Here is a 15,692-nt window from a genome sequence, read left to right on the forward strand (position 1 = left end):
TCATGATTGGAATCCCAGGAGTTTGGCGGACAGTGCGGTCAGTATTTCGGTGGTTCCGCCGCCAATGCCCAGGATCCGCATGTCCCGGTATTGGCGTTCGACTTCGGATTCGGCCATATAGCCCATGCCGCCGAAGAGCTGAACGGCTTGGTTGGCCACCCATTCGCCGGCTTCGACGGCCGTGTTCTTGGCGAAGCACAACTGCGGGATCAGATTCGTCTCGCCGGCGAGCTGGCACTGGACCACGTGGCGTGAATAGACCCGGGTAACGTCGATGCGGCGGGCCATCTCGGCCAGGGTGTTCTGCACCGACTGCCGCGAAATCAGCGGGCGGCCGAACGTCTCGCGGTCGCGACACCACTGCACGGTGATGTCCAGACAACGTTGCGCACTCGAATATGCTTGTGCGGCAAGGCCGATACGTTCAGATACGAATGCCTGCGCGATCTGGGCGAAACCACTGTTCTCGGCGCCGACCAGGTTGGCCACCGGAACCCGGGCGTCGGTGTAGGACAACTCAGCGGTGTCAGACGACCGCCAGCCCATCTTGTCCAGCTTGCGGCTCACCTCGAAGCCTGGTGTGCCCTTCTCGACTGCCAGCAGCGAAACCCCTGCTGCGCCAGGACCTCCGGTGCGCACTGCGGTCACGACATAGTCGGCGCGAACACCGGAGGTGATGTAGGTCTTGGCGCCGTTGACCAAATAATGATCCCCGTCACGCACCGCGGTGGTGCGCAAATGCCCGACATCTGACCCGCCGCCGGGTTCGGTGATGGCCAGGGATCCGATCATGGTGCCGGCCAACGTCGGCCGCACGAACTCCTCGATCAGCCGCTGATCACCCGAGGCGATCATGTGCGGTACCGCGATGCCACAGGTGAACAGCGACGCGAAGACACCGCCCGGGGCACCGGCCTGGTGGAACTCCTCGCAGATGAGCACCGCGTCGGCGCCGTCGCCGCCGCCACCGCCGACCGCTTCTGGCAGCCCGGCGCCCAGCAGCCCGGCCGCCCCCGCGCGACGGTGTAGGTCGCGCGGCAGATCGCCGGTGCGTTCCCACTCGTCGACGTGGGGCAGGATTTCGCGTTCGGTGAACGAGCGCACCGTCTTTCGCAGCTGCTCGCGCTCCGGCGTGTTCCAAAGATTCACAAAAGCCCTTCCGGAATGTCGACGTGGCGGCTGCGCAGCCATTCGCCTAGCCCCTTGGCCTGGGGGTCGAACCGCGCTTGGTAGGCGACGCCCTGACCGAGGATGCCCTCGATCACGAAGTTCACCGCGCGCAGGTTGGGCAGCACGTGGCGGGTGACGTCGAAGTCCGCCGCTTCGGGCAGCAGCTCCTTGAGCAGGTCGACGGTCAATGTGTTGGCCAGCCAACGCCATTGGTCCTCGGTGCGTACCCACACCCCAACGTTGGCCGAGCCGCCCTTGTCGCCGCTGCGGGCGCCGGCGATGCGGCCCAACGGCGCGCGCCGGGTCGCCCCCGCCGGCAGTGGGTCGGGCAACGGCGGGGGAGCGGCGGCGCATAGCTCCAAAGTTTGGGTGGCGCAAGGGATATCGACGCGCGCACCGTCAGCGTGCACCGCGATGTGCGGCACCGCGGTGGCATCGACGAAGCCCGCGGTGAAGACACCGTAGACCTGGCCATCGCCCGGCGGTGCGGTCACGTGGAAGCCCGGATAACTAGCAAGCGCTAATTCGACTGCTGCCGCCGAGAATTGGCGCCCGACATTGGCGGAGTCCGGGTCGCGAACCACGCAGCGCAGCAGCGCGCTGGCGGCTTCCTCGCTGTCGGCGTCGGGGTGATCGGTGCGGGCCAGCGTCCACTCCAGCTCGGCGGGCTTGACGGTGAGTCCTGCCTCGAGTTGCCGGCGCACCAACTCGGCCTTGGCCTCGATGTCCAGACCGGTCAACACGAAGGTCATCGCGTTACGGAAGCCGCCGATGCTGTTGAGTGAGACCTTGAGGGTGGGCGGCGGCGGCTCACCGACCACGCCGCTGATGCGCACCCGGTCCGGGCCGTCCGCGGACAGCTCGACGGTGTCCATCCGGGCCGTGACGTCCGGATTGGCGTAGCGGGCGCCGGTGATTTCGTAGAGCAGCTGCGCGGTGACGGTGTCGACGCTGACCAGGCCGCCGGTGCCGGCGTGTTTGGTGATCACCGACGACCCGTCGGCGTTGACCTCGGCCAGCGGGAACCCGGCGTAGGACAGGTCGGGCACCTCGGTGAAAAACGCGTAGTTGCCGCCGGTGGCCTGGACGCCGCATTCGATGACGTGGCCGGCGACCACCGCCCCGGCGAGCTCGTCGTAGTCGGTGCGGCTCCAGCCGAAATGCGCGGCCGCCGCCCCGACGATCACCGACGCGTCGGTGACCCGGCCGGTGACGACGACGTCGGCTCCGTCGCCCAGACAGTCCACGATGCCCCACGCGCCCAGGTAGGCGTTGGCCGTCAGCGGTGTGCCCAGACCGAGTTCCGCCGCGCGCGGCGCCAGGTCGTCGCCCTCGACGTGGGCGATACGGGCGGCGATGCCCAGGCGCTCGGCCAGGACCCGGATCGCCTCGGCCAGTCCGGCGGGATTGAGGCCGCCGGCATTGGCCACGATGCGCACCCCGCGATCGCGGGCTTCGCCCAGGCAGTCCTCGAGCTGGGTCAGGAAGGTCTTGGCGTAGCCGCGCTCGGGGTGCTTCATCTTGTCGCGGCCCAGGATGAGCATCGTGAGCTCGGCCAGGTAGTCGCCGGTGATGTAGTCCACGTCGCCGCCGGTCAGCATCTCGCGCATCGCTGCCAGCCGGTCGCCGTAGAACCCCGAGCAGTTCGCGATCCGGACAGCACCGGAACGCCCGGAAGCAGAGGCCATTGGCGTCCTCCATTCAGGAATTACCGATGCTCGACCAACCAACCACCCGGTAGGTTAGCGGGTACCGCCGGTGTCACGTCAAGGATGCCCGCCTCGGCGCTGGTGTCATAGCCGCGCAGGCCGCACGCCCCGTTTTGGCCACCAGCAGGTCACCGACTATTCTTGAGTGCAATCGTCGCCGTCGGCCGTACTGGTCATTCCGTGCGACGCACGACCGCAAACCCCACACCGAGGAGTAAGGCCCGACCATGGCCACACCCAAGCGCAGGATGTCGCGCTCGAACACCCGTAGCCGCCGCTCGCAGTGGAAGGCCGAAAAGACCGAGCTCGTCGGTGTGACGGTCGCCGGCCAGAAGCACAAGGTGCCGCGTCGACTGCTCAAGGCTGCTCGCCTGGGCCTCATTGATCTCGACCGACGCTAATCTCGGCAAATACCCGGCGCGCCTCTCAGCCCGCTCTCAGGCCCTAGGACGAAACTAGTGGCCGTGCGCATTCTTGTCGTCGATGACGATCGCGCGGTCCGCGAGTCGTTGCGCAGGTCGCTTTCCTTCAACGGATATTCCGTCGAGTTGGCCCATGACGGGGTGGAAGCGCTGGAGATCATCTCCAGCGACCGGCCCGACGCGGTCGTGCTTGACGTGATGATGCCGCGCCTGGATGGGCTTGAGGTCTGCCGCCACCTCCGCAGCACCGGCGACGATCTGCCGATCCTGGTGCTCACCGCCCGCGATTCGGTGTCTGAGCGGGTCGCCGGCCTGGACGCCGGCGCGGACGACTACCTGCCCAAGCCGTTCGCTCTGGAGGAGCTGCTGGCCCGGATGCGGGCGCTGCTGCGCCGCACCAAGCCCGACGACGACGCCGAGTCGGTCACGATGACGTTCTCCGATCTGGCCCTGGACCCGATGACCCGTGAAGTCACCCGTGGACAGCGCCGGATCAGCCTGACCCGCACTGAGTTCGCGCTGCTGGAGATGCTGATCGCCAATCCGCGCCGGGTGCTCACCCGCAGCCGCATCCTCGAGGAGGTGTGGGGCTTCGACTTTCCCACCTCGGGCAATGCGCTGGAGGTCTACGTCGGTTACCTGCGCCGCAAAACGGAAGCCGACGGTGAGCCGCGGCTGATCCACACGGTGCGCGGCGTGGGCTACGTCCTTCGGGAGACACCGCCCTGATGATTCGGTACCAACGACGTCGGCGCGCACCGCTGCGAGCCCCCAGTTCGTTGTCGCTGCGGTGGCGGGTGATGTTGCTGGCGATGTCGATGGTGGCCATGGTCGTGGTGCTGATGGCATTCGCCGTGTACGCGGTTGTCGCGGCGGCGCTCTACAGCGACATCGACAACCAGCTGGACAGTCGAGCACAGCTGCTGATCGCCAGTGGTTCGCTGGCCGCCGACCCGGCAAAGGCCATCGAGGGCACGGCGTACTCAGACGTCAACGCGATGCTGGTGAACCCCGGCCACTCGATCTACACCGCGCAACAGCCCGGGCAGACGTTGCCGGTCGATTCGCCGGAGAAGGCGGTCATTCGAGGCGACTTGTTCATGTCCCGTCGCACCGCTTCCGACCAGCGAATCCTGGCCATCCACATGCCCAACGGCTGTTCGCTGCTGATCTCCAAGAGCCTCAAGCCCACCGAAGCGGTGATGACCAAACTGCGGTGGGTGCTGCTAATCGTCGGCGGCATCGGTGTCGCGGTTGCCGCCGTGGCCGGCGGGATGGTCACTCGGGCCGGGTTGCGTCCGGTCGCCCGCCTGACCGAAGCGGCCGAGCGGGTGGCTCGTACCGACGACCTGCGGCCCATTCCGGTCTTCGGCAGCGACGAATTGGCAAGGCTCACTGAGGCATTCAACCTGATGCTGCGGGCGCTGGCCGAGTCCCGGGAACGGCAGACACGGCTGGTCACCGACGCTGGCCACGAATTGCGTACCCCGCTGACGTCGCTGCGGACCAACGTCGAACTGCTGATGGCGTCGATGGAACCCGGCGCCCCACGGCTACCCGAACAGGAGATGGTCGATCTGCGCACCGATGTGCTGGCGCAGATCGAAGAATTGTCCACTCTGGTAGGCGATCTGGTGGACCTCACCCGAGACGACGCCGGCCAGGTGGTACACGAGCCGGTCGACATGTCCGAGGTCATCGATCGGAGTCTGGAGCGAGTCAGGCGGCGCCGCAACGACATTCACTTCGACGTCGACGTGATTCCCTGGCAGGTCTACGGCGATAACGCCGGCCTGTCGCGCGCGGCGCTGAACCTGATGGACAACGCGGCCAAGTGGAGCCCGCCGGGCGCCCACGTCGGTGTCCGGATGCGCCAGCTCGACCCGTCGCATGCCGAGCTGGTGGTCTCCGACTTCGGCCCCGGGATCCCACCGCACGAGCGGCGGCTGGTGTTCGAACGCTTCTACCGGTCGACGACGGCGCGGGCCCTGCCCGGTTCGGGACTGGGGTTGGCCATCGTCAAGCAGGTGGTGCTCAACCACGGCGGACTGCTGCGCGTCGAGGACACTGTTTCGGACGGTCATCCTCCGGGAACGTCGATTTACGTGCTGCTACCTGGCCGGCCATTGCCGGTTTCGGCGTATCCGACGGCCGGGACCGACGGTGAGGTTGGCCCGAACGGCGCCGCCAAGACCGACCCCGCCGTACCCACCGATGGCGATGCACGCAACTCTCGGGGTACGACGAGCGTTATCTCAGTGGACTCTCAGTCCGCGCGCGCAAGGTAGATGCAGTTAGTGTTGGAAATCGAGCCAAGTCGAGCTCGATAGCACCCCGAATTAGAGGAAGAGCGACTTAGCGACATGACGAATGACCCGAGGTATTCACCACCGCCGCAGCAGCCGGGATACCGCGCGCCTAACCAGCCCGTACGCCCCGCGTATGCCCAAGGGCAGCAACCGTACGGCCAGCCGTTCGACTGGCGGTACCAACAGAGCCAGCAGCCGCCGCCGTCGCAATACCGCCGGCCCTACGAGCCGTTCGGCGACACCGGGTCGGGTTCGATTCCCGGCGGTACCGGACCGGGCCGGATCCCCGGCGGTACCGGCGCGGGTCCGATACCGGGCGGTACCGGGACGGGTCCGATGCCCGGCATGTTGCCGCCGATGGGGCCCCCGCGCCGGCCGGAGAAGCGTTCCCGTGCCGGTCTGCTGACGGCAGGCGCGCTGGCGATCGCGGTGGTGTCGGCCGGTATCGGTGGTGCCGCGGCAACAGTCGTCGAACTGGGTACGCACTCCACGGTCACCGGCGGCGGTGGTGGCCCCTCGGGAGCCACGCCAGGCGTTCCGGCGGCCAACATGCCGCCCGGCAGCGTCGAGCAAATCGCTGCGAAGGTGGTGCCAAGCGTCGTGATGCTCGAGACCGATATCGGGCGTGCGTCAGAGGAGGGCTCCGGCGTCATCTTGTCGTCCGACGGGCTGATTCTGACCAACAACCACGTCATCGCCGCGGCCGCGACCCCTCCGAAGGCACCGAGTGGACCCGGAGGAGCAAACGGACCGACGCCCGGCGCGCCGCCGCCGCCCGGTGGCCCGGGTAGTCCGACACCGAAGACGACCGTGACATTCTCCGACGGTCGCACCGCACCATTCACGGTGGTCGGTGCCGATCCCACGAGTGACATCGCCGTGATCCGCGCGTCGGGTGTTTCGGGACTGACGCCCATCGCCTTGGGCTCCTCGTCGGATGTGCGGGTCGGCCAGCCGGTGCTGGCAATCGGTTCGCCGCTGGGCTTGTCCGGCACGGTGACCACAGGAATCATCAGCGCCTTGAACCGGCCGGTGTCGACGACCGGTGAGTCCGGTAACCAGAACACGGTGCTGGACGCGATTCAGACCGATGCCGCGATCAACCCGGGTAACTCCGGCGGGGCGTTGGTCAACATGAACGGCCAGCTGGTCGGCATCAATTCCGCGATCGCCACTCTGGGTGGCGATTCGCCCGACGCCCAGAGCGGTTCGATCGGACTTGGCTTCGCGATCCCGGTCGACCAGGCCAAGCGCATCGCGGACGAGTTGATCAGCACCGGCAAGGCGTCGCATGCATCGCTGGGTGTGCAGGTGACCAGTGACAAGGGCACGCCGGGCGCCAAGGTCGTCGACGTCGTGACCGGGGGTGCGGCCGCAAACGCGGGAGTGCCCAAGAACGTGGTCGTCACCAAGGTCGACGATCGTCCTATCAGCAGTGCCGACGCCCTGGTTGCCGCGGTGCGGTCCAAGGCGCCAGGCGACAAGGTGTCGCTGACTTTCCAAGATCCCGGCGGCGGCAGCCGAACGGTGCAGGTCACCCTGGGCAAGGCGGATCAGTGATGAGAGTCGATGAGCCGATCTCCGAGCTCGGATATACGGTTGCACCCATGGAAACGGGTGCTGAGTTGGTAGTCGGCCGGGCTCTGGTTGTGGTCGTCGACGATCGCACCGCGCACGGGGATGAAGAAGATCACAGTGGGCCGCTGGTCACCGAGCTGCTGACCGAGGCGGGATTCGTCGTTGACGGTGTGGTGGCCGTTTCGGCCGACGAGGTCGAGATCCGCAACGCGCTGAACACCGCGGTGATAGGTGGGGTCGATCTGGTGGTCTCCGTCGGTGGGACCGGAGTGACCCCGCGCGACGTCACCCCGGAGGCGACCCGCGAGATTCTTGACCGGGAAATCCTTGGCATCGCCGAAGCCGTGCGCGGGTCTGCGCTGTCCGCGGGCATCATCGACGCCGGCTTGTCCCGCGGTCTGGCGGGCGTGTCCGGAAGCACGTTGGTGGTCAATCTCGCCGGTTCCCGTTACGCGGTGCGCGACGGTATGGCGACGCTGAATCCACTCGCCGCACAGATCATCGGGCAGTTATCTAGCCTCGAGATCTAGAGTTGCTCGGCGGGAGTTCCCGCCCCGCTTCAGCCGTGGAATTTCACTGCGATTCGGTGTCCGCGCGGGGCCCGTGCTCGGGCGGCGGCGTCGTGCTGACCCCGCCGTGCTTGCCCGACGAGAGCTCTCCATTGGTCTGGCCGAGCAGGTCGCGGATCTCGGTCAGCAAAACGATCTGGGCGTCATCGGCCTGCTCGACCTCGCCGCGCCTGCGCAGTGTGTTGTAAGGCAGCACGACCAGGAAGTACACCACCGCGGCGACCAGGACGAAGTTGATAGCGGCCGACAGCAGCACGTTCAGGTCGATGGTCTGTCCGCCTCCGATGCCGATCCTCAGGGCGCCGACGTCGGACTGCTGGTTGACGCCGATCCGATTGATCAACGGCGTGATGATGCTGTCGGTGAACTTGGTGACCAGTGCGGTGAACGCCGTACCGATTACCACCGCGACGGACAGGTCGACGATATTGCCCCGCGCGAGAAACTCTTTGAACCCCTTGAGCATTCGGACGTCCTTTCTGGGCTGGACATAGTTTGCTGCGGGTTGTGTGGCGAGCGGCGGCCAGGCACTCAGTGCAGGGTGAGGGTCACGGCCTGCCCCAGGACCGAGCCTGCCACCATGTTCGCCACGCGAGCCGGCAGCGCAACTAACACTACGCGGTCAGCGTCCGCGGCCTGGACTTTCTGCTTGGGCGACACGAGCACGACGACGGCATCGGTTGCCACCACCGAGCTGGCCGGCCGGGTGCCCGGGTGCGAATCCGCGGTTGGGGCGGCCAGCACGTCGACGACATCGCCGGCGCGAACGAGATCGATCAGCGCGCTGTCGGCCAGACGTAGCGGCACGATGCGGGCGCCGGCCCCGGCCTTCGACGCGATTGCGGCCTCGGCAAGTCGGCTGCCCAGCAGCCGGACGTCGGTAAGCACCTCGCCGCGGCGCGTCGGGCCGGCCAGCATCGAACCGACCACGGCACCCGGGTCGGCTTGTGACCCGTCGGGAACTGTTGTCGCTAAACGTTTTTCGACTCGAAGGTCGTCGGGCGTCAGGGCTGTACCGGGAGGGATGTCGTGTGTGGCCACCACGACGTCGACGCGATCACCGTCGGGATTTGAGCGCACCGCCGCGATGCCGGCCAGCACGACGAGCCCGCCCGCGGCCACCCGGCGGGCCAGCACGGTGCGGGTCCAGTCCGGGCGCAGCGTTGCCGATATCCGCTGCAACAGTGCTGGATTCAGTGACGGTTCCCCCACGCCGCCACGGTAAGCGCAGCGGGCCTCGGATAGTTCCCGTCATACAAGCGTGCTGTGGATAACCCGCTAGCTGGAAGCGGCCGCGGCCGACGATGCCGAACTCGTCGACTTCTCGCTGGACGTGGACTTGTCGCTGGAGCCGGATTTCTCGGTGGAGCTGGACTTGTCGCTGGCACCGGAGCTCTCGCCCGATCCCGAGCCGTTGGTGGACGAGCCGTTGGTCGCACTCGACGATTTCTTGCCCGACTCGCGGCTGTCGGTGCGGTAGAAGCCGCTGCCTTTGAACACGACGCCGACGGAGTTGAACAGCTTGCGCAGCCGGCCCGAGCACTTCTCGCAGGTAGTCAGCGTGTCGTCGGTGAAGGCCTGCACAACGTCAAAGCGGTCGCCGCACTCCGTGCACGCGTAGCTATAGGTCGGCACTAAAAATCCTCCGTCAGATAAGTCTCATTAGCACTCTACAGTGCCCGAGTGCTAAAACAGCCATGAAATCCGTCTCATTCCCGGCCGCCATCGTCGGCTCGCAACGCCAAAACCCCGCGCTGCGGGGTGATCACGTGGGTCATCGGCACGTCGTGTGGATCGGCCGGTAATTCGTCGACGAACTCCAGGTCGCGCACCATCGCGATCAGGCGTGCTTGCGGATTTCTGCCGTCCAGCGACCGGTCGTAGAAGCCCCGGCCCCGGCCCAGCCGCGCGCCCCGATGGTCGACGGCCAACGCCGGAACCACCACCATTTCGGCCTCGGCCAAAACCGACTCCGGCAGCCATGGCGCGGGCGGCTCGAGCAGACCCCAGTGCGCCCGGACGAGCTCGCCCGGCCGGTATTCGCCCCACTGCAGCCGCATCGGGGTGCCGTCGCCGGCGGTGCGCGCAACCGGCAACAGCACCCGCTGGGACCGCTCCAGCAACATGTCCAGCATCTCGACGGATCCCGGCTCGGTGCCCACTGGAACATAGGCGCAGACGGTGCTGCCGCTGATCACCGCGAGCGCCAGCTGTTCGTTGAGCATCCGCGCCTCAGCGGCGTGAACGTCGTCGGCAATGCAACGTCGAGCCGCCAGCACCCGCTCGCGCAATGCTGCCTTGCTCGACATGGTCATGCATCAACGATGACAGCACGAGTATTCGGCCTGCCATGCAGCGGCGGCAAACCCGATGAGCGCTATGGTGTGAACGATGTCACGGCCAGTTCAAGTGCAGATCCCGTATACGGCGATCGTCCCCGCAGCCGGTCTGGGCACCCGTTTTCTCCCGGCGACCAAGACGGTGCCCAAAGAGCTGCTGCCCGTGGTCGATACGCCCGGTATCGAGCTGGTCGCCGAAGAAGCGGCTGCCGCCGGTGCTGAACGGCTGGTGATCATCACCTCCGAGGGCAAGGACGGCGTCGTCGCGCACTTCGTCGAGGACCTGGTGCTCGAGGGCACGCTGGAAGCTCGCGGCAAGAAAGCCATGCTGGCCAAGGTGCGTCGCGCACCGGCGCTGATCAAGGTCGAGTCGGTGGTGCAGGCCGAGCCGCTCGGTTTGGGACACGCGATCAGCTGCGTGGAGCCGGTGCTGGCGCCCGATGAAGACGCCGTGATGGTGTTGCTGCCCGACGACCTGGTGCTGCCGACCGGAGTGCTCGAGGCGATGGCAAGTGTGCGTGCCCAGTACGGCGGCACGGTGTTGTGCGCCATCGAGGTCACGCCCGAAGAGATCAGTGCCTACGGTGTTTTCGATGTCGAGCCCATCGCCGACGGCAATTCCGACGTGCTCAAAGTCAAGGGAATGGTCGAAAAGCCCAAGGTCTCCGACGCCCCGTCAATGTATGCGGCGGCGGGCCGGTATGTGCTTGACCGTGCCATCTTCGATGCGCTGCGCCGCATCGACCGCGGGACCGGTGGCGAACTACAGCTCACCGATGCGATTGCGTTGCTGATCAAAGAAGGCCACCCGGTTCACGTCGTCGTGCACCGCGGATCTCGACACGACTTGGGAAATCCCGGCGGCTACCTCAAGGCTGCGGTTGACTTTGCATTGGATCGTGACGACTACGGACCGGAATTGCGGCGGTGGTTGGTGGCGCGATTGGGCCTGAACGAGCAATAGCCGGCCGGCATGCCGGGCCCGGCGAGCAACCGGGCGATCGGGCTCGGTCCGTTCACCGGGCCCGATACGGCGCCCGTCAGGGTTGACGGCAGGGAGGCGCGGCTAGTGCGTTCGGTGGAGGAGCAGCAGGCCCGGATAACGGCGGCCGCGGTAGCACCGCGCCCGATGCGTGTCGCCATCGCGGAGGCGCAGGGATTGATGTGCGCCGAAGAAGTCGTGACCGAACGGCCGCTGCCCGGCTTTGACCAGGCCGCGATCGACGGCTACGCCGTCCGCAGCGTCGACGTGCTCGGTGTCGGGGAAGTGGGCGGCGATCTTTCCCTCGACGAGGCCGGCGAGCCGATGGCCGACGACGACACCCCTGGCGGGTTGGTCCTACCGGTGATGGGGACCATCGAGGCCGGTGCGCGCACGCCCAGCCGGCTGCAGCCGCGGCAGGCCGTCCGGGTGCACACCGGGGCGCCGCTGCCCACGCTGGCCGACGCGGTGCTGCCGTTGCGCTGGACCGACGGCGGCACGTCGAAGGTGCGGATTCTGCGCGGGGCGCCCTCGGGCGCCTATGTGCGGCGCGCCGGCGACGACGTCCAACCCGGGGATGTCGCGGTGCGTTCCGGCACTATCATCGGTGCAGCTCAGGTCGGCTTGCTCGCGGCTGTCGGCCGGGAACGAGTGCTGGTGCACCCGCGTCCCCGGGTGTCGATCATGGCGGTTGGCGGCGAACTGGTCGACATCTCGCGAAGCCCGAGCAACGGGCAGGTCTACGACGTCAACTCCTATGCGCTGGCGGCCGCGGCCCGGGATGCCGGCGCGGAGGTCAACCGGATCGGCATCGTCTCCAACAACCCGAAGGAGCTGGGCGAAATCGTCCAGGGCCAGATCAATCGTGCCGAGCTGGTGGTGATTGCCGGCGGGGTCGGGGGAGCGGCGGCCGAAGCGGTGCGATTGGTGCTGTCCGAACTCGGCGAGATGGAGGTTGTCCGGGTCGCCATGCATCCGGGATCGGTGCAGGGCTTCGGGCAGCTGGGGCGCGAGGGCGTGCCGGTATTCCTGCTGCCGGCCAACCCCGTCAGCGCATTGGTGGTCTTCGAGGTGATGGTCCGGCCGCTGATCCGGCTGTCGCTGGGCAAGCGCCAGCCGATGCGCCGGATTGTGCAGGCCCGCACGCTGTCGCCGATCACATCGGTGGCCGGGCGCAAGGGCTACCTGCGCGGTCAGCTGATGCGCGACCAGGACAGCGGTGAGTATTTGGTACAGGCGCTGGGCGGAGCCCCGGGGGCGTCATCGCATCTGCTCGCGACACTGGCCGAAGCCAACTGTCTGGTGGTGGTTCCCAGCGGGGCCGAGCAGATTCGCACCGGTGAGATCGTCGACGTCGCGTTCCTGGCTCAGCGCGGCTGACATAAACGACTGCGCACCCTGGTGAACTTTTTGCGCTCCGGCGCCCGCCATCCCGGTTGGCCCGCGGATGTGGGTCCGCTGCGGGTCGCGGCGGGCGTGGTCCGGTTGCGGGCGGTACGGATGCGCGACGGTGCCCAGTGGAGCCGTCACCGGCTGGCCGACCGTGCGCATCTCGAGCCGTGGGAGCCGACCGCCGACGGCGACTGGGCCATCCGGCACACCGTCGCGGCCTGGCCGGCGTTGTGTTCGGGACTGCGTACCGAGGCTCGCAATGGCCGGATGCTGCCGTATGTGATCGAGCTGGACGGGCAGTTCTGCGGGCAGCTGACCATCGGCAACGTCACGCACGGCGCGTTGCGGTCGGCGTGGATCGGCTACTGGGTCCCGAGCTCGGCAACCGGGGGTGGGGTGGCCACCGGGGCATTGGCGCTGGGACTCGACCATTGCTTCGGGCCGGTCATGCTGCACCGGGTGGAGGCCACCGTGCGTCCGGAGAACGTCGCGAGCCGGGCCGTGTTGGCGAAGGTCGGGTTCCGCGAAGAGGGCCTGCTGCGCCGCTACCTCGAGGTCGACCGGGCGTGGCGTGACCATCTGCTGATGGCCATCACGGCCGAAGAGGTCTACGGATCGGTGGCATCGACGCTGGTCCGCGCCGGCTACGCGCGCTGGGCCTGATTTAGCGGCTTGTGCGCCGAGGCTGCCGTCACTGGTGTCACCGCTGCCGTGAGCACGACCAAGCGGTAATCCCGACGCGCCACAACCCTCCGCTGTAGGGAAATCGCAATAAATCTGTGGCTAACGTGACATATGTGGCGTGTGATGCTTGATTGAGGCAAATTACAGGTGTGTAATTGCGCTGGTCACAGGTCTCGGCCGCGCAGGTCACTCGTGGGGGATCCCGACCAGAAGGAGTAGGTCATCATGCCAAGCATCCCGCAGTCGTTGTTGTGGATTTCGCTCGTGGTGCTCTGGCTGTTCGTGCTGGTACCGATGCTGATAAGCAAACGCGACGCCGTGCGACGCACCAGCGACGTGGCGCTGGCCACCCGGGTGCTCAACGGTGGCGCAGGTTCACGTCTGCTGCGGCGCAGCGGTCCCGCCTCGGGTCATCGCAGCGATCCGGACTGGAAGCCCGAGGAGAACTCGGGCGACGACGAGTTGGATGACACCGATCACGAGCGCCGCGACGACCTCGACGACGATCACGACGCCGAGACCGAGGAGCTGCGCCCCGCGCGCCCGGTTGTGATGAGGATGCCGGTCGCCGAGTCGGCCGAGCCCGACTACCTGGACGTCGATGTGATCGAGGACTCCGGCGCCCTGCCGGTCGGAGCCAGCGCCGAGGCCACCGAGCCCCAACTTGCCCCGGTCGACGAAGACGAGCACGACGAGGCCGAGGCCGAGGCCGTGGCCGTGGCCGACGACGATCACCTCGACGACGAGTACGAATATGTCGAGGACTCGTCTGGTTTGGAACCCGAGGCAGACGACGAGGACCCCCGGGTTCGGGAGAGGATGACGCCCGCGAGCGCGCGGCGCCAGCGCCGCTTCGACACCAAGACCGCGGCTGCGGTCACCGCCCGCAAGTACGCCTTCCGCAGGAAGGTGCTGATGGTGATGGCGGTCGTCCTCGTCGGCACGGCGACCGCGGCGTTCGAGATCACCCCGACCGCCTGGTGGGTGTGCGGGGTTGCCACCACATTCACCCTGCTCTACCTGGGCTATCTGCGCCGCCAGACCAAAATCGAGGAGAAGGTCCGCCGCCGCCGCACGCAGCGGATGGCACGCGCGCGCTTTGGCGTCGAGAACACCCGCGACCGCGACTACGACGTGGTCCCGTCGCGGCTGCGCCGCCCCGGCGCGGTGGTGCTGGAGATCGACGACGAGGACCCGATCTTCGAGCACCTCGACTACGGCATGCCCCAGCACCACTACGGCTGGTCCCGGGACCTGCCCCGCGCCGCCGGCCAGTAGCGCCTGACGGCGCTGGGGCCGTTGCAGAACTGGTAGCCTGCTAGCGGTCAGGGGCTATAGCGCAGTTGGTAGCGCGTCTCGTTCGCATCGAGAAGGTCAGGGGTTCGATTCCCCTTAGCTCCACAACGTTTGAGCTGGTCAGACGGCCGTGTTGCCGAATCCGACGTGGCTGCGGATCAGTGGGAGCGTTGCCGCGGTGGCGAAGCCCGCTGGGGCAGCGCAGATCGCGGGCACGGCGTTGAGCACCTGCATCCCGGTGGCCACGCTTGCCGAGCGAACGTGTTCTTCCATGCTCGCGGCGCGGGTGAAGCTCGCCAGGCAGAAGAAGTGTGTCCGCATCGAGGGGTCGCCCTCGATCGTCAGCGTCCAACCGTCCTGGGGCTTGGGCCAATGACCCGGGTACTCGCCGCCGACGGTCCACAGCGTCTCGATCTCGACGAGTACCTCGCCGTCGCGCCGGCCCGACCACGTCCATCGTTGCCCCGCAGTGGTTCCCGCGCGTAGCAGATGGTCGAAGATCTGATGATCCTCGCGTGCGGGGACGGCCTCCACGGTCGCGGTGACCTCTTCGATGTCGGCATTCAGTGCGTCGGCCAGCAACCAGACCTGTTCGGTGAAAATCCCGCTGTTGAAAGCCAAGAAGTCGCTGGCTTCCGGGCTGATCTCCTCGACGGGTTGCCCAAAGCGCATGTTGTCGAACGTGATTGACGTGCTTTCGTAGACCGACCAATCGGCGCGCTCCTGCAGCGTGACCTTCTCGATGGTGCGGCACATGCCCGAAAGAGCCAGTGGCAGTGCACCGGAGAGGTTCCCGGGATTCAAGCCACTGCCATGGACCGTGGTACCTCCGGTGCGACAAGCCTCCAGCACCCGATGGCGATCCGCGGGTGCGATGCGACGTGGATGGAACAGGAATGCTGTCGTCGCAACGTTTTTCCCGCTGGCAAGCAGGGTGCAAACCTCGTCGAGGTCTGTGTTGCGCGGGGTGTATAGCACGCAGTCTGCGTCGAGCTCGACGATCTTATCGACGTCCGTGGTCGCGGCGACGCCGATCGGGTCGCGGCCCACCAGGGTGCCGACGTCGACGCCATTCTTTGCGTCGGAATAGACGCGAGCGCCGACTATCTCGATGTCGGGTCGATGGTCGATGATGGTCGTCACCATCTCGGAGCCCACCGTGCCGGTGCCCCACGCGACCACGCGCAGCGGATCACTCTCTTTCGTCACTGCTACCTCCTGACGCCGGCTTCCGAGGCGTCC

16 protein-coding genes and 1 tRNA gene are annotated in these 15,692 nt (G+C 67.1%); 10 read left to right on the plus strand and 7 right to left on the minus strand.

What is annotated here, in order from left to right; genetic code table 11:
* Together DB708_RS21830 and DB708_RS21835 are read right to left on the minus strand one after the other, a co-directional pair.
* Entirely contained in the window at positions 1–1,149 is a 1,149-nt protein-coding gene (locus DB708_RS21830) for an acyl-CoA dehydrogenase family protein (protein ID WP_108925573.1), read from the minus strand.
* Positions 1,146–2,858 (minus strand): acyclic terpene utilization AtuA family protein, encoded by a 1,713-nt coding sequence (locus tag DB708_RS21835; RefSeq protein WP_108925574.1) that lies wholly within the window; start codon positions 2,856–2,858, stop codon positions 1,146–1,148. Before DB708_RS21835 ends, DB708_RS21830 begins: the two co-directional genes overlap by 4 nt.
* Before the next feature lie 248 nt (positions 2,859–3,106).
* On the opposite strand from DB708_RS21835, the gene rpmF reads away from it, so the two are divergent.
* From rpmF to DB708_RS21860, 5 genes are all read left to right on the plus strand, one after another.
* The gene (rpmF, locus tag DB708_RS21840) at positions 3,107–3,280 is read left to right on the plus strand and encodes a 50S ribosomal protein L32 (RefSeq protein ID WP_036471323.1); all 174 of its coding nucleotides are present in this window, start codon (positions 3,107–3,109) and stop codon (positions 3,278–3,280) included.
* A 63-nt stretch (positions 3,281–3,343) separates the two neighbouring features.
* Positions 3,344–4,030: a response regulator transcription factor gene (locus DB708_RS21845; protein WP_108925643.1), complete on the plus strand. Its 687-nt coding sequence runs from the start codon at positions 3,344–3,346 to the stop codon at positions 4,028–4,030.
* Positions 4,030–5,589: a HAMP domain-containing sensor histidine kinase gene (locus DB708_RS21850; RefSeq protein ID WP_108925575.1), complete on the plus strand. Its 1,560-nt coding sequence runs from the start codon at positions 4,030–4,032 to the stop codon at positions 5,587–5,589. Before DB708_RS21845 ends, DB708_RS21850 begins: the two co-directional genes overlap by 1 nt.
* A 75-nt stretch (positions 5,590–5,664) precedes the next feature.
* On the plus strand, positions 5,665–7,170 hold the full coding sequence (locus tag DB708_RS21855; RefSeq protein ID WP_108925576.1) for a S1C family serine protease: 1,506 nt from the start codon (positions 5,665–5,667) through the stop codon (positions 7,168–7,170).
* Positions 7,170–7,718 (plus strand): MogA/MoaB family molybdenum cofactor biosynthesis protein, encoded by a 549-nt coding sequence (locus DB708_RS21860; RefSeq protein ID WP_108925577.1) that lies wholly within the window; start codon positions 7,170–7,172, stop codon positions 7,716–7,718. Before DB708_RS21855 ends, DB708_RS21860 begins: the two co-directional genes overlap by 1 nt.
* A gap of 43 nt (positions 7,719–7,761) precedes the next feature.
* Here DB708_RS21860 and mscL read toward each other — a convergent pair whose 3' ends face one another.
* From mscL to DB708_RS21880, 4 genes are all read right to left on the minus strand, one after another.
* Positions 7,762–8,223 carry a large-conductance mechanosensitive channel protein MscL gene (gene mscL, locus DB708_RS21865; protein WP_108925578.1) on the minus strand — a complete coding sequence of 154 codons (462 nt, stop codon included), beginning with the start codon at positions 8,221–8,223 and terminating at the stop codon, positions 7,762–7,764.
* 65 nt (positions 8,224–8,288) lie between these two features.
* On the minus strand, positions 8,289–8,969 hold the full coding sequence (locus DB708_RS21870; protein WP_108925579.1) for an SAF domain-containing protein: 681 nt from the start codon (positions 8,967–8,969) through the stop codon (positions 8,289–8,291).
* Positions 8,970–9,035: 66 nt separating this feature from the next.
* Positions 9,036–9,392: an FmdB family zinc ribbon protein gene (locus DB708_RS21875; protein ID WP_108925580.1), complete on the minus strand. Its 357-nt coding sequence runs from the start codon at positions 9,390–9,392 to the stop codon at positions 9,036–9,038.
* Between the two features lie 74 nt (positions 9,393–9,466).
* On the minus strand, positions 9,467–10,072 hold the full coding sequence (locus DB708_RS21880) for a 5-formyltetrahydrofolate cyclo-ligase (RefSeq protein WP_108925581.1): 606 nt from the start codon (positions 10,070–10,072) through the stop codon (positions 9,467–9,469).
* A 76-nt stretch (positions 10,073–10,148) separates the two neighbouring features.
* Between DB708_RS21880 and DB708_RS21885 the strand changes: the two genes are divergently transcribed.
* The 5 genes from DB708_RS21885 to DB708_RS21905 all read left to right on the plus strand — a co-directional run bounded on the left by DB708_RS21885 (position 10,149) and on the right by DB708_RS21905 (position 14,555).
* Positions 10,149–11,060 (plus strand): UTP--glucose-1-phosphate uridylyltransferase, encoded by a 912-nt coding sequence (locus DB708_RS21885; RefSeq protein WP_108925582.1) that lies wholly within the window; start codon positions 10,149–10,151, stop codon positions 11,058–11,060.
* 105 nt (positions 11,061–11,165) lie between these two features.
* Positions 11,166–12,458, plus strand: a complete 1,293-nt coding sequence (gene glp / locus DB708_RS21890; protein ID WP_108925644.1) for a molybdotransferase-like divisome protein Glp — start codon at positions 11,166–11,168, stop codon at positions 12,456–12,458.
* 21 nt (positions 12,459–12,479) lie between these two features.
* Positions 12,480–13,133: a GNAT family N-acetyltransferase gene (locus DB708_RS21895; RefSeq protein WP_201263579.1), complete on the plus strand. Its 654-nt coding sequence runs from the start codon at positions 12,480–12,482 to the stop codon at positions 13,131–13,133.
* Between the two features lie 246 nt (positions 13,134–13,379).
* Positions 13,380–14,432, plus strand: a complete 1,053-nt coding sequence (gene sepX, locus DB708_RS21900) for a divisome protein SepX/GlpR (RefSeq protein WP_108925583.1) — start codon at positions 13,380–13,382, stop codon at positions 14,430–14,432.
* 50 nt (positions 14,433–14,482) lie between these two features.
* A tRNA-Ala gene (locus DB708_RS21905) sits at positions 14,483–14,555 on the plus strand.
* A 15-nt stretch (positions 14,556–14,570) separates the two neighbouring features.
* On the opposite strand, the gene DB708_RS21910 is transcribed toward DB708_RS21905, so the two are convergent.
* Entirely contained in the window at positions 14,571–15,596 is a 1,026-nt protein-coding gene (locus DB708_RS21910; protein ID WP_235616894.1) for an NAD(P)H-dependent amine dehydrogenase family protein, read from the minus strand.
* Positions 15,597–15,692: the final 96 nt, after the last annotated feature.

Source organism: Mycobacterium montefiorense (assembly GCF_003112775.1).
GTDB lineage: Bacteria > Actinomycetota > Actinomycetes > Mycobacteriales > Mycobacteriaceae > Mycobacterium > Mycobacterium montefiorense.

Bases quoted from the DNA above. Each gene is read 5' to 3' on its own strand.
- mscL (WP_108925578.1), bottom strand. From the start codon at position 8,223: ATGCTCAAGGGGTTCAAAGAGTTTCTCGCGCGGGGCAATATCGTCGAC.
- DB708_RS21880 (WP_108925581.1), bottom strand. From the start codon at position 10,072: ATGACCATGTCGAGCAAGGCAGCATTGCGCGAGCGGGTGCTGGCGGCT.
- DB708_RS21835 (WP_108925574.1), bottom strand. From the start codon at position 2,858: ATGGCCTCTGCTTCCGGGCGTTCCGGTGCTGTCCGGATCGCGAACTGC.
- DB708_RS21850 (WP_108925575.1), top strand. From the start codon at position 4,030: ATGATTCGGTACCAACGACGTCGGCGCGCACCGCTGCGAGCCCCCAGT.
- rpmF (WP_036471323.1), top strand. From the start codon at position 3,107: ATGGCCACACCCAAGCGCAGGATGTCGCGCTCGAACACCCGTAGCCGC.
- DB708_RS21885 (WP_108925582.1), top strand. From the start codon at position 10,149: ATGTCACGGCCAGTTCAAGTGCAGATCCCGTATACGGCGATCGTCCCC.
- DB708_RS21855 (WP_108925576.1), top strand. From the start codon at position 5,665: ATGACGAATGACCCGAGGTATTCACCACCGCCGCAGCAGCCGGGATAC.
- sepX (WP_108925583.1), top strand. From the start codon at position 13,380: ATGCCAAGCATCCCGCAGTCGTTGTTGTGGATTTCGCTCGTGGTGCTC.
- DB708_RS21910 (WP_235616894.1), bottom strand. From the start codon at position 15,596: ATGGTGACGACCATCATCGACCATCGACCCGACATCGAGATAGTCGGC.
- DB708_RS21860 (WP_108925577.1), top strand. From the start codon at position 7,170: ATGAGAGTCGATGAGCCGATCTCCGAGCTCGGATATACGGTTGCACCC.